The sequence below is a fragment of the Pseudoalteromonas sp. SaAl2 genome (genome assembly GCF_052947895.1).
Map to the genome: position 1 here is coordinate 265365 of NZ_CM129605.1, position 12521 is coordinate 277885.

Annotated in this window: 11 protein-coding genes and 2 pseudogenes; 10 read left to right on the forward strand and 3 right to left on the reverse strand. The window is 39.3% G+C overall.

The annotated features are described in order from the left end of the window. Positions 1–63: 63 nt before the first annotated feature. Positions 64–498, reverse strand: coding sequence for a transcriptional repressor (locus ACU8V8_RS01250; RefSeq protein WP_087531174.1), 435 nt, complete (start codon positions 496–498; stop codon positions 64–66). A 93-nt stretch (positions 499–591) separates the two neighbouring features. Here ACU8V8_RS01250 and ACU8V8_RS01255 point away from each other — a divergent pair. The 8 genes and pseudogenes from ACU8V8_RS01255 to ACU8V8_RS01290 all read left to right on the forward strand — a co-directional run bounded on the left by ACU8V8_RS01255 (position 592) and on the right by ACU8V8_RS01290 (position 6375). Beyond that, a pseudogene (locus tag ACU8V8_RS01255) lies at positions 592–1210 on the forward strand (MarC family protein). 330 nt (positions 1211–1540) lie between these two features. Further along, positions 1541–2500: a tRNA dihydrouridine(20/20a) synthase DusA gene (dusA, locus tag ACU8V8_RS01260; RefSeq protein WP_446888571.1), complete on the forward strand. Its 960-nt coding sequence runs from the start codon at positions 1541–1543 to the stop codon at positions 2498–2500. A gap of 261 nt (positions 2501–2761) precedes the next feature. Then, entirely contained in the window at positions 2762–3430 is a 669-nt protein-coding gene (locus ACU8V8_RS01265) for a PspA/IM30 family protein (RefSeq protein WP_446888572.1), read from the forward strand. An 11-nt stretch (positions 3431–3441) separates the two neighbouring features. Then, complete coding sequence (locus ACU8V8_RS01270) at positions 3442–3645, forward strand: PspC domain-containing protein (protein WP_446889561.1); 204 nt, start codon at positions 3442–3444, stop codon at positions 3643–3645. 10 nt (positions 3646–3655) lie between these two features. Beyond that, on the forward strand, positions 3656–3979 hold the full coding sequence (locus ACU8V8_RS01275; protein ID WP_446888573.1) for a hypothetical protein: 324 nt from the start codon (positions 3656–3658) through the stop codon (positions 3977–3979). 99 nt (positions 3980–4078) lie between these two features. Continuing rightward, entirely contained in the window at positions 4079–4597 is a 519-nt protein-coding gene (locus ACU8V8_RS01280; RefSeq protein ID WP_446888574.1) for a copper chaperone PCu(A)C, read from the forward strand. An 8-nt stretch (positions 4598–4605) separates the two neighbouring features. After that, on the forward strand, positions 4606–5592 hold the full coding sequence (locus tag ACU8V8_RS01285; RefSeq protein WP_446888575.1) for a DUF2333 family protein: 987 nt from the start codon (positions 4606–4608) through the stop codon (positions 5590–5592). Between the two features lie 3 nt (positions 5593–5595). Continuing rightward, positions 5596–6375, forward strand: coding sequence for a TIGR04219 family outer membrane beta-barrel protein (locus tag ACU8V8_RS01290; protein ID WP_446888576.1), 780 nt, complete (start codon positions 5596–5598; stop codon positions 6373–6375). Positions 6376–6400: 25 nt separating this feature from the next. Here ACU8V8_RS01290 and ACU8V8_RS01295 read toward each other — a convergent pair whose 3' ends face one another. Then, positions 6401–7288: a TIGR03899 family protein gene (locus tag ACU8V8_RS01295; protein WP_446888577.1), complete on the reverse strand. Its 888-nt coding sequence runs from the start codon at positions 7286–7288 to the stop codon at positions 6401–6403. Beyond that, positions 7257–7835 carry an SRPBCC family protein gene (locus tag ACU8V8_RS01300; protein WP_446888578.1) on the reverse strand — a complete coding sequence of 193 codons (579 nt, stop codon included), beginning with the start codon at positions 7833–7835 and terminating at the stop codon, positions 7257–7259. Before ACU8V8_RS01300 ends, ACU8V8_RS01295 begins: the two co-directional genes overlap by 32 nt. A gap of 186 nt (positions 7836–8021) precedes the next feature. On the opposite strand from ACU8V8_RS01300, the gene ACU8V8_RS01305 reads away from it, so the two are divergent. Together ACU8V8_RS01305 and ACU8V8_RS01310 are read left to right on the forward strand one after the other, a co-directional pair. Further along, entirely contained in the window at positions 8022–10217 is a 2196-nt protein-coding gene (locus ACU8V8_RS01305; protein ID WP_446888579.1) for a bifunctional diguanylate cyclase/phosphodiesterase, read from the forward strand. A gap of 103 nt (positions 10218–10320) precedes the next feature. Continuing rightward, positions 10321–12494, forward strand: a pseudogene (locus ACU8V8_RS01310) (YgiQ family radical SAM protein). The last annotated feature ends 27 nt before the right edge of the window (positions 12495–12521 follow it).

Genomic DNA, 12521 nt, shown 5'->3' on the forward strand with positions numbered 1-12521 from the left:
GGTTTACAGTTACACTGTTATTATACATTTAAGTGTAGCGGCTATTTTTACCGCTGCACAAAACTATTCAATACAAGACGCACATCTACCATGTGCTTCAATAGTTTGCCCTGAAACAACAAAGCCACTTTCACCGGCTAAGCTATTTAGCTCATGTGATATAACTGTGGAATGAAGCTCTTTAACAAAGCCACAACTATCACAGATTAAAAGTTGCACCGGATGAATATGATCAAAATGATGGCACAACATAAATGCATTTGTACTTTCTATTTTGTGAATAAAACCCAGCTCGGCTAAAAAATCAAGAGCTCGGTAAATGGTTGCTGGTTTTGCCCCAGATTCAGTGAGTTTTAATTGCTCCAATAAATCATAGGCGCCAACACCACCTTGCGCACTTGCTAGAAGGCGAAATACTTTTTCACGGATTGGTGTAAATCGTGCACCACGATTGTCACACACTTGTTTTGCTTTACTAACGAGTGATTCTATATTCATCTGCTCTTATCCTTACGCTACCATGACATACTAACATATTGTGTTGTAGTTGCAGCGTTTTTATTAGACAGTTTTATTCTAGGAAGTCTAGCAATGAATGAGCTTTTAGCGATATTCATCATCTTTTTTGCGGTTATCGATCCAATCGGCACTGTTCCTGTTTTTATCGCTGTTACTCAAGGAGATAGTGAAAAGTTTAAGCGCAAGGTTGTCTATAAAGCTGTAACCGTTTCTACCGCTGTATTACTATTTTTTGTTGTCGCTGGTGAAGCGCTACTAAATGCGATCAACATTCCCTTATCTGCATTTCAAATAGCTGGTGGAATAGTACTTATGTTATTTGCTTTATCAATGATCTTTGGTGAGAGTAAACCTGAAGAAGAAATAAAAAGTGTAAGGGATAGCACTGAAGCAGCCATCTTTCCATTGGCTATTCCATCCATTGCAAGCCCCGGAGCAATGCTTGGTGCAGTGTTAATGACGCGCAACAGAATACACGTGGGTAGAACAAATATTAACTTCTACTATGATGCTCGCTGTTTTATTCGTGGTTTTAATTTTACTGTTGTTAGCGACTCATGTTCATAAGTTAATAGGAGATAGTGGAACAAGTATAATTAGTCGGATTATGGGGTTAATTTTATCATCGGATGCTGTGATTATTTTATTAGTCACGGTGATTCGCTGCCATTTGGCTTTAAGGTGTAATTAAAAAGTTCATTGATTCAACCCTCCGCTCACAATACTGATAATTTTTGCCAAGTAATATAGCAGTTTAAAGAGCTGCGTACATCAGCTTCTTTTGAACACACAGAAGCAAACAACAAAGCTGGCTGTGGGCGCTAAGCTTAATAATTTAAAGTTCTTGAGTTCGTAGACGTTAAATTAGCCAGTATTAACTACGAAAACCTAGTAAAAGAAAACAGATAAACAGTTACTTAGGCTCCCCCTTATTTACGAAGAGCTTATCATTGAAGCAGCAGTGCTATTTGTGTAAAATGCAGCGCTTTTAATACTTGCTTTACTACCTAAGGATTTTACTTTGAATAGACGCTTTTCTGTTGCACCCATGCTTGATTGGACAGATCGCCACTGCCGTACTTTTCATCGTAAAATGACAAAGCACACAGTACTTTATACTGAGATGGTTACTACGGGCGCAATTTTGTTTGGTCGTGGTGATTACCTTCATTTTAATCAGCATGAAAATCCGGTTGCTTTGCAATTGGGAGGCTCTGATCCCCAAGCACTTGCTAAATGCGCTAAGTTGGCAGCAGAACGTGGTTATGATGAAGTCAATCTGAATGTTGGCTGTCCGTCTGACCGTGTTCAAAATGGGCGGTTTGGTGCGTGTTTAATGGGGGAGCCACAGCTTGTTGCTGAGTGTGTCGCAGCTATGAAGGCTGAGGTGAATATACCTGTCACGGTTAAAACCCGTATAGGTATAGATGAACAAGATTCATATGAGTTTTTATGTGAGTTGATTGAAGCCAGTCACAAAGTTGGCTGTGATGATTTTATTATTCATGCTCGTAAAGCGTGGTTAAATGGCTTAAGCCCTAAAGAAAACCGCGAAGTTCCTCCTCTTGATTACCCGCGTGTTTACCAACTTAAAAAAGATTACCCTCAATTACATTTAAGTTTAAATGGAGGTGTAAAAACAATTGCTGACAGTCAAACGCACCTTAAGCATTTAGATGGTGTAATGATTGGCCGTGAAGCCTATAGTAATCCATTTATTTTAAGTGAAGTAGACGAAGCCATCTATAATGCACAACCTTTCACTTTATCTCGCCATGATGTAGTACGCTCAATGTATGACTATATTGAGGCAGAGATGCAGCAAGGTGCAAACTTTTGGCATATTGCACGTCACATGCTGGGTATTTTTCAAGGTCAGCCAGGCGCGAGAGGCTTTCGTCGTCATTTGTCTGAAAACGGTCATGGCAAGCAAGCAGACTTGTTAGTGATGGATAAAGCATTAAGTTTCGTTCCTGAGTAAATAGCCAGAGTTCAGGTTAATTAGCATTTCTATCTCAAGCAAAAAAGCTGCTTAATGCAGCTTTTTTTAATCCTAAACTTTAGTCAAAATGTTAGTTTTTTAGTCAGTTTGACACTTCTATATTCAGCTCAAAGTCATCTTTATTTATTGTTAGTTAAGTTTAGTTTATTGATTTTTAATATAAAATTTTTAAATTGGCTAACTTGGCATAAGTCTTGGAATCTACTTGTTGTAATCACCCATCATCAACAGGAGATAATCATGGGCATAATGAACCGCGTAACAGATCTTATTCAAGCAAACTTAGTTTCGGCATTAGATAAAGCTGAAGATCCAGAAAAATTATTAAACTTAGTTATTCAACAAATGCAGCAAACACTTGATGAATGTCGCTCAACAGCTGCAGTCATTCTATGTGAAGAAAAGGCATTAAAGCGTGAGCAAGCACAAAAGCAAGTTAGTATTGATAACTGGCAAACTAAAGCAGAGCTAGCTGTGACAAAAGGAAGGGATGACCTCGCAACTGCTGCATTAAAAGAAAAACAACATGTAAGCGATGAGCTTGCAGCTATTGAGCCAGAGCTTGTTAAATTAGCCGATTCACTTAAGAAACTTCAAGACGATGCCCAGCGTTTACAAAGTAAATTGACTGAGGCAAAAGCAAAGCAGGCAAGCTTGCAAAAAGTTCATAACCTACTTGATGCCAGAATGCGTGTTAATCATCAATTAAATAGTGAAAAAATAGCAGATGCGTTATCCCGTTTTGATGTTATTGAGCGCCGTGTTGAATCAATAGAGTCACAAGTTGATGCTTATGATATGACTAAAACGCAAAGTAGCACAGCAGAGCAAATCGATGCGCTCGTTAAAGATGAAGCATTAGAGCAAGAATTTGCAGCATTAAAAGTAAAAATGAAGCAAACAGCTTAGGAGATAATATGATGAATACTTATAACAATGAAAAGAACTGGTACAAAGACGCCTTGAATAAAAAAATTTCGGGTGTGTGTAGTGGTTTTGCACGTCGTTTTGACTTTCCTATCTGGGCGACGCGATTAGTGACTATTCTGCTCTTTATTCAGTTTCCATTATTTATTGGTGGCGGTTATTTGGCTGCACACTTTTGTCTAGATAGTAAGGCGTAGTGGGGGAGTCATGAAAATAATTGCAATTTGCTTATTAATAATCGTATTTATAATATATAGCCCATTTCAGGTGGTGCAGTTTGATTCATGGCAACTACCGCTTATTATTGCTGATTTAAGCTGGGTAGGTATTGAGTTATTTGGTGCGTTGCTGTCTGTTGTAGCTGTAATTGCTGTGATAGCTCTGGTAAGTGCTGGATTATTAGGTGCAGGTATTATTGTTGGGGTGGGCGTGGTTTTAGCATTATTGTTTGGCTCTGTAATGATAGCTTGGCCTTTATTGCTTATAGTCTGCTTGTGTTGGCTTATTGCAGATAATAAAAAAGTGGCTTAATTTTTACGAACTGTGCTGGTGTTGCTAATTTTACTGACTATTTTTTCACAATTATGCTAAATTTAGCCAATAAAATGATTTTTTATAACAAGGATAGAGATGACATTTAAGCCACTAATCACATTGCTTTCATCGGCTCTTTTAGTAATGAGCCTATTTTCGCCAATGGTAAAAGCACACGCAGATCATCACCATGATGGGGATAGTGAGATCATTGTAAACAATGCGCAGGTAAGAGTCTTCTTACCAGCCAGCAAATCGACGGTAGGTTACCTAAGTATTGTTAATCATGGTAATGCTGATGTAACGCTAACAAAAGCCGCTATTGATGGTTTAGGGCGTGTAGAAATTCATGAGCATGCTCATGTTAATGGTATGATGAAAATGCAGAAAGTCGACACATTATTAATCAAAGCACATCAACAACTCGATTTTAAACCTGGCGGATATCATTTGATGGCGTTTGAGCCAAGCGAAGCAATAAAAGCCGGGCAAGAATTAAAACTCACGCTATATTTTAGTGATGGAAACCGAGTTTTTACTCAAGCTCAGGTTGTTTCTTTAGAAAGTCAGGTCGAGCAAGCTTCACAATCTAAGCAGCATCACACGCATCATTAGGAGGTTAAATGTCACAACATAAAGGGAAAATTATTGGGGCAATTGTACTTATATTTATTTTGTTTTACGCATTAGCTGTTTATTGGAGCGCAGAGCCTAGCCGAGTAAATGTTTTAACTCAAGCTAAGCAAGATGCCCAGCAACGCGGTGAAAAACTTGTTACAGGTTATACCACTACATCGGCGCTAATAAACGTAACCAGTACATTGTTAAATAAGCCTGGAGGTTATTTATCTAATGATATGATGCCGCCGAGTATACTTATGGATAATATGCCAGCTTGGGAGTATGGGGCGTTAGAGATGTCTCGTGATCTTGCTTTATCTATGCGTAAAGATTTTAGCCGTTCCCAATCTCAGTCTACTGAGCATGTAGCTTTGAAAAAAGCACAACCACAATTTAATATTAGCTCAGAGGCGTGGGCGTGGCCTAGTGCTGAAAGTGAATATCAAAAAGGTATCGATTTTTTAATTGTTTATCGAACGCAAATTGCAGATCAAAGCGATCGTGAAAGTCAATTTTATGCACGTGCTGACAATTTACGCAGTTGGTTAAAAGAGGCTGAAAAACGTCTTGGTAGTTTAAGCCAGCGTTTAAGTGCAAGTGTTGGCCAAGATAGATTAAATACCGATTTAGCGGGTGATAAAGAAGCTCATCAAGCGACCTATAGCCCACTACAGAATCAAGTTAAAACTTCATGGTGGGAAATAGATGACGTTTTTTACGAGTCGCGAGGGGCAACTTGGGCTTTATTACATTTTTTGCAAGCTGTAGAATACGACTTTGCTGATGTATTAGAAAAGAAAAATGCCCGTGTTAGCTTACAACAGATTATTCGTGAGTTAGAGGCAACCCAAGAAACTGTTTGGAGTCCGATGATTTTAAATGGTAGTGGTTTTGGACTTGTGGCAAATCACTCATTAGTAATGGCAAATTATATTTCACGAGCCAATGCGGCTCTTATTGAACTTAGCGAACTTTTAGCGCAAGGATAAAACATGAAAAAGTACTGTCTAGCTGCTGCCCTTTCAATGGCATGTTTGGCACCAGCAGCTCACGCTGACACTTTATTAGGCTTATACGTAGGGGTTGATGCTTGGCAAGCGGACAACTCGGGTAGCTTTGCAGATCGAGGTAATATGCAGAGCTTTAATTTCGATGATGAAACCTTCACAAGTTACTACGCTGCTTTAGAACACCCAATTCCACTGGTGCCAAATATAAAGCTAAAATATACCGAGCTTGAGTTAAATGGTAACACCACAATTAGTAGTGATGGCTTTACGTTTGATGGTTCTACTTTTAAACCTGGAACAGATGCAACAGCAATGACTGACTTCTCTCATGTTGATTATATTCTTTATTATGAGATTTTTGACAATGATTTAGTATCAATTGACTTAGGTGTGAATGCTAAGCAGTTTGATGGGGAAGTTGTTGTTACTGGCGATATTAATACTTCTGATGGGCAAGGGGATAGGGTTACAGAAACCGTCGATTTCTCTGGTTTTATACCATTAGTATATGGTCGTGCAGAAGTGGGCTTACCTTTAACTGGTTTGAGTGTTTTCTTCGAAGGCAGCTTATTAGCAATTGATGATAGTAAAGTGCAAGATTACCAAGCTGGTATTGCTTGGGAATTAATTGATAACTTAGCTGTAGATGTAGCGATTAAAGCAGGTTACCGCCAAATGACTTTAGAACTTGATGATATTGATGATATTTATACTGATCTAGATGCATCAGGCCCATTCGCGGGTATCCAAGTTCACTTCTAAATCACTTTAGATGTTCATCGTGGCATTACTTATTAGTGTGCCACGTAACTTCAAACTCTTCCTCTAGTGCCGTGCTTAACAGTTGTTTATACCCTTTGTTAATTGGGATGTTGATAAGTTTTCGTAGCTCATCACCAGTTTGTGTGAATTTATAGTAACTTAATACCAAATCATTGTTTTTAGATTTCAGTGTAACGCGCTGGTTTAAAAATATTAGATTAGGTTCCTGCTCGCTTTTAAGTGCCGCAGATTCTATTTCTTTACGATAAATTAAACCTATGTCCATTAGGGTGAGTACATCAGGAAAGCTAAGCCCAGCTTTACCTAAATTAAGCGAGACCTTATTCCCTTTACGTAGTAAATCAAAAATAGAGGGCTTTTTGTAAAACCCTAGAAGGATGAGATGGCTGTCATCTTTTTCATTAAAACCGCATATAGCAGTACATTTTTGCAATGCATCGGCTTCACGTTGGGTCATTTGTTTGAGAGTTTGTAGACTCTTAATTGAAAAAGTACCTGGAGAGACTGTTTCACCCGCTAAGATTTTAGCCCAAAGCTTTTGCATCGACTCACTCGATGTATCTTCACACAATGCAATAAAGCGCTCAACCCAGTCGCTGTCAGGCTGCCCGTTGCAGGTAACATCAGGACAAAAACTCAATGCCATAGCCATTATTGCTTCAATATTTTGTTGTTGATTCACTAAAAGCAGCTGTTGCCGGTTTTGTGCGCGAGTCAGTACTGTATTGTCGCTGTTTATTTTATACGGCAATTTACTTTTCCCTTGAGCACTATAACTGCTATCACTATCAGAGCTTATGCGAGTAGAGCTATTCTTTACCATCGCATAGCCAAGCTTAGATTCTATAATATGTGCTAGGTTAATTTTTGCTTGAGCTGCTTTGACTGTCATCGTGACTCTCGTTATCTATGATGTGTAATTGCATGGTGGTTTTTAAGTTATTAAGGCCAAGTTCAACCGTATTAGTCAAAATATATTGATTTAATAAGGCCAGATAGCCACCAACAAGTGAAGTTGTTACTTCTGCGGTGATCTCACAAACAACACGCGTGTAAGTTTGTTGCTCAAAAAAACTAATCATTCCGCTGGCAATATGTTCATCATTAAATAAAATATTAAACTTGATGGCGGATTCACTTATACTTGTTATGGTCATTTCTCCAGCGCCCCATTGGCTTTGCCAAAATTGATGGGCACCTACTCCAGAGCTCGGTTTTGCGATGTGAAACTCAATGCTAGGGTCGAGTTTTTCCCATGGGGACCAAACCTGCCATTTGCCAAAATCGCTGATATACGGTGCTATTTCGGTTGCTTTAGCATTTATTTTGACGCTTTTATTTACTTGGTATTGTTGCGGTAATAATAAGCCAACAACAACAATTACAATGCTAATAAAGAAAGTAAACCGTATAAATTTTTGTAAAATCTTAATATTCATTCCTTAAAATATAATTGATTTCGAGTGTAACAAGGTGTTAATCATTGACTATAATAGCTAATGTGTCATTCACCTATATTAAACATTATTACTGTACCATATGCCAAATAATGATAAGTTAAAATCTTATAGGACATGGTTTTAGTTTAGGTGCCGTGCGCAGTATTTATAATTGAAGGATTTATAATGTCGTCAGAGCACAATGATTTTTTATTTACTGATCATGAAGAAGAGCCGCTTACTGAAACTATACCTACAGGGTACTGGGATATCTTAATCGTTGATGATGACCCTGAAATTCACTCTGTTACTAAACTTGCACTATCAGGTGTTGAGCTCTGGGGAAAGGCGTTACGTTTTCATCATGCTTACTCCGGCAGTGAAGCCGTTGAATTACTTTGTGGTATTAGTGATGTGTCTGTTTTATTGCTTGATGTTGTTATGGAATCTGATGATGCAGGTTTAAAAGTAGTAAAAGAAGTGAGAGAGACATTACAAAATCATAATGTGAGAATAATCTTACGTACTGGTCAGCCGGGTTATGCGCCGGAAGAACAGGTAATACGTAATTATGATATTAATGATTATAAAACTAAAACTGAGCTGACCCGCAGTAAGTTAGTAACCTCCTTAGTGACAGCGATTCGCTCGTATGAGCAAGTTTGCAAATTAGAATATCAAAGCAAAGCACTGAATAATATTCTATGCGCTTCAAAAGCTATTTTAGGTTTTACCGATATTAAAGCATTTACGATGGCTGTGATAAAGCAGTTATCGGTGATACTCGATTGCAAACCAAGGGGCATTGTGTGCGGCACATTAGATGACAGTAATCGGGTATTTGCATTAGGTGGTTGTAGCGAGTTTAGTGAATTTTTTGGTCAAGGAATTGAACAGCTTGATGATGGCCGAATAATTCTACAAGTGCAAAAATGCTTAGAGCTGGGTGAACATCAATACACCGAACACGACACAACATTTTTATTAAAAAGTAAAAACCGTCAAGCAGCATTATTTTTAGACTATGCAAAACAGCCAAGTTTAGATCAATTACAATTTGCAGAAATATTTTTAACTAACGTTAGTGTGGGGTTAGATAACGTTAGGTTATTTAACCGGCTCAGGGACGCAGCGTTTAAAGATGCACTGACAGGTCTGGCTAATCGTACTGATTTTATTGAGCAAGTAGAAAAGTATCATAGAGTAAATAATAACGAACATGTCTTTGTAATAATAGATGTAGCTCATTTTTCAGATATAAATAATGGTCTTGGTCAAGAGGCTGGCAATCACTTATTGGTTGCCATCGTTGAGCGGCTAAAACAGGAATACCCAACAGCCAAGTTGTTATCACGTATTGGCGCTGATGTGTTTGGTTTTTTAATAGAACGCGAACGCTTTGATACAGAAGAATTGTTTGAACACCTAAATTTGCCTTTTCTTGCTGCTGAGCATGTGCTGCCAATTAAATTTAGAGTGGGAGTATGTGAGCAAAAGGATTTTCAAGCCGCTGGAATGCAAACATTAAAGCTTGCTTATATCGCACTGAATCAAGCTAAGAAACAAAAAAGTAATTTGGCAGTTTACTATACTCCTGATATGGAAGAGCAGATGACGTGGCGATTAGGCATTATTCGTCAACTGCGCCAAGATTTTGAAAGTAATAAATTAGAAGTCTGGTATCAACCGCAATTTGCTCTTGATGATTTATCATTAATTGGTTGTGAAGCTCTGTTACGTTGGCCATCTGGGCGAGGTAATTATATATCTCCAGCTATTTTTGTACCGCTTGCAGAAGATGCAGGGTTGATTGTTGATATTGGTCAATGGGTATTAGAGCAAGCATGCCTGCAGCAAAAGCGTTTAGAGGCTATGGGCATTTTTGTGCGAATTGCAGTGAATGTATCAGTGCCGCAATTTAAAGTTAATGGTTATGCACAGCAAGTAATAAATACCTTGTTAAAATATCAGGTATCACCAAAGTACATTGAGCTTGAGGTGACTGAAAGCGTGGTAATGGACGAACTTGGCATGGTAATCGCTACTCTGCAAGAATTAAAAAACTGTGGTGTTGAAGTGGCGATTGATGACTTTGGCACAGGGTTTTCTTCATTGAGTTATTTGCAAAAACTACCGGTTAACCGTTTGAAAATTGACCGAGATTTTATTAAAGATATTCCAGACAACGACTCGGGTGCAATAGCTGCACTGGTTATTGCATTAGGTGCTCAGTTAGGTTTGCAAACAATTGCAGAAGGTGTTGAAACTCAAGCACAAGCAGATTTACTCAAGCAATTAGGTTGTAATGAAGTGCAAGGTTTTATGTATGCTAAACCTATGCCTGAAGCAGAGCTAATTCAATTTATTGAGCAGCAGAGGTAGCTATAAAGGTTGCTATTAAAGTAATTAGGATAATCGTTAATATCGCTTAGTGATTTATTCGGGTATACTTTGCGGCCTTTTTTAAAGCAATTGGTCATTAATTATGAGCGCACTAAAAGCTAAACGAGCCTTATTCTCATACCCCAAATATTGGGCTGAGTGTTATGGCACGGCACCATTTTTACCTACAACTCGACAAGAGATGGATGCACTTGGCTGGGATAGCTGCGATATCATTATTATTAGTGGCGATGCGTATGTTGATCACCCTAGTTTCGGCATGGCGGTTATTGGCCGAGTACTCGAAGCGCAAGGTTTTAGAGTCGGCATTATTGCCCAGCCTGATTGGCAGTCAAAAGATGCCTTTATGGAGCTTGGTAGACCGAATCTATTTTTTGGTGTAACAGCCGGCAACATGGATTCAATGATCAATCGTTATACCGCTGAAAAGCGTATGCGTCATGATGATGCTTATACACCAGGAAATGTAGGTGGTAAGCGCCCTGATCGTGCTGTAATGATTTATTCTCAGAAGTGTCGAGAAGCATATAAAGGAATTCCTATCGTAATTGGTGGTATTGAAGCCAGTTTACGCCGTATTGCCCATTACGATTATTGGCAAGAAAAAGTTCGTCGTAGTATTTTGTTTGATGCTAAAGCAGATATTCTGATTTATGGTAACGCTGAGCGTCCGCTGGTGGAAGTTGCACATCGTATTGCTGCTGGCGAAACCATGGACACCATTCAAGACATTCGTGGTACTGCGGTTATTCGCAAAGAACCACTTCCAGGTTGGCGTGGTAGTGATTCTACGGCCATTGATAAAATAGGCAAAATTGATCCTATTCCTAACCCATACGGCGCTGACGATGTGGGTTGTAGTAAAAGTGAATTTAAAAAAGCCGGCATTGATTTAAAAGCTGAAGCCGCTAAACCTATAACCATACAACCGGCACGCCCTAAACCTTGGGAAAAAACCTACGTAAAGTTACCTGCGTTTGAACAAGTAAGCGTTAATAAACCCTTGTATGCACACGCCTCACGTATTTTGCACCAAGAGACTAACCCTGGGTGTGCCCGTGCGTTATTTCAACGCCATGGCGATCGCTCTATTTGGGTGAACCCACCGGCATACCCGTTAGAAACCCATGAAATGGATGCCGTATTTGGTCTGCCTTATCAGCGTATTCCGCACCCAAGTTATGGTGATGCGAAGATCCCTGCTTATGATATGATCAAAACCTCAGTGAATATTATGCGAGGGTGTTTTGGTGGTTGCTCGTTCTGTTCAATTACAGAGCATGAAGGGCGAATTATTCAAAGTCGCTCACAAGAGTCGATCATTGATGAAATTGAACAAATTCGCGATAAAGTACCGGGTTTTACTGGGGTGATCTCAGATTTAGGTGGCCCTACAGCGAATATGTATAAGTTGCGTTGTAAGAGTAAAAAAGCTGAGAGTACCTGTCGCCGTTTATCATGTGTTTACCCTGATATTTGTAAACATATGGACACCGACCATACTCCAACCATTGATTTATATAAAAAAGCCCGTGAAGTAAAAGGAGTGAAAAAAATCCTTATTGCTTCAGGTGTGCGATATGACTTGGCTGTTCAAGATCCTCGTTATGTAAAAGAGCTAGTGACTCACCATGTCGGCGGGTACTTAAAAATAGCACCGGAGCATACCGAAGATGGGCCATTATCTAAGATGATGAAGCCAGGCATGGGGGCGTATGATCAGTTTAAAGAGCTATTTGATAAGTATTCTAAAGAAGCGGGTAAAAAGCAGTATTTGATCCCTTATTTTATCTCAGCTCATCCTGGCACTAAAGATGAAGATATGGTCAATATGGCACTTTGGCTTAAATCAAATGACTTTAAGCTTGATCAAGTACAAAACTTTTACCCGTCACCGATGGCCAATGCGACCACGATTTATCATACTGAGATGAATTCGTTACGTAATATAAAAAATAACACTGAGCAAGTAGCTGTTCCAAAAGGTGCGCGCCAACGTCGCTTACATAAAGCTATTTTACGCTATCACGACCCTGCTGGTTGGCCGATGATCCGTGAAGCATTACGCAAAATGGGTAAAGCAAAGCTTATTGGTAAAGGACCTAACTGCTTGGTACCAGAAGAAAGCCGCGATGAAAAATCAGCTAAGCCAGGCAAGGGGGTCGCCCAGCGTTGAGTCGCCATACTGGCTTTAGTCAGTTTAAAAAGGCCAATACCAAGCCTAAAGTGGGCGGTAACCGCCAGCGCGCACGATAACTTAAGCGCTCATAAAAACGCCCAGCA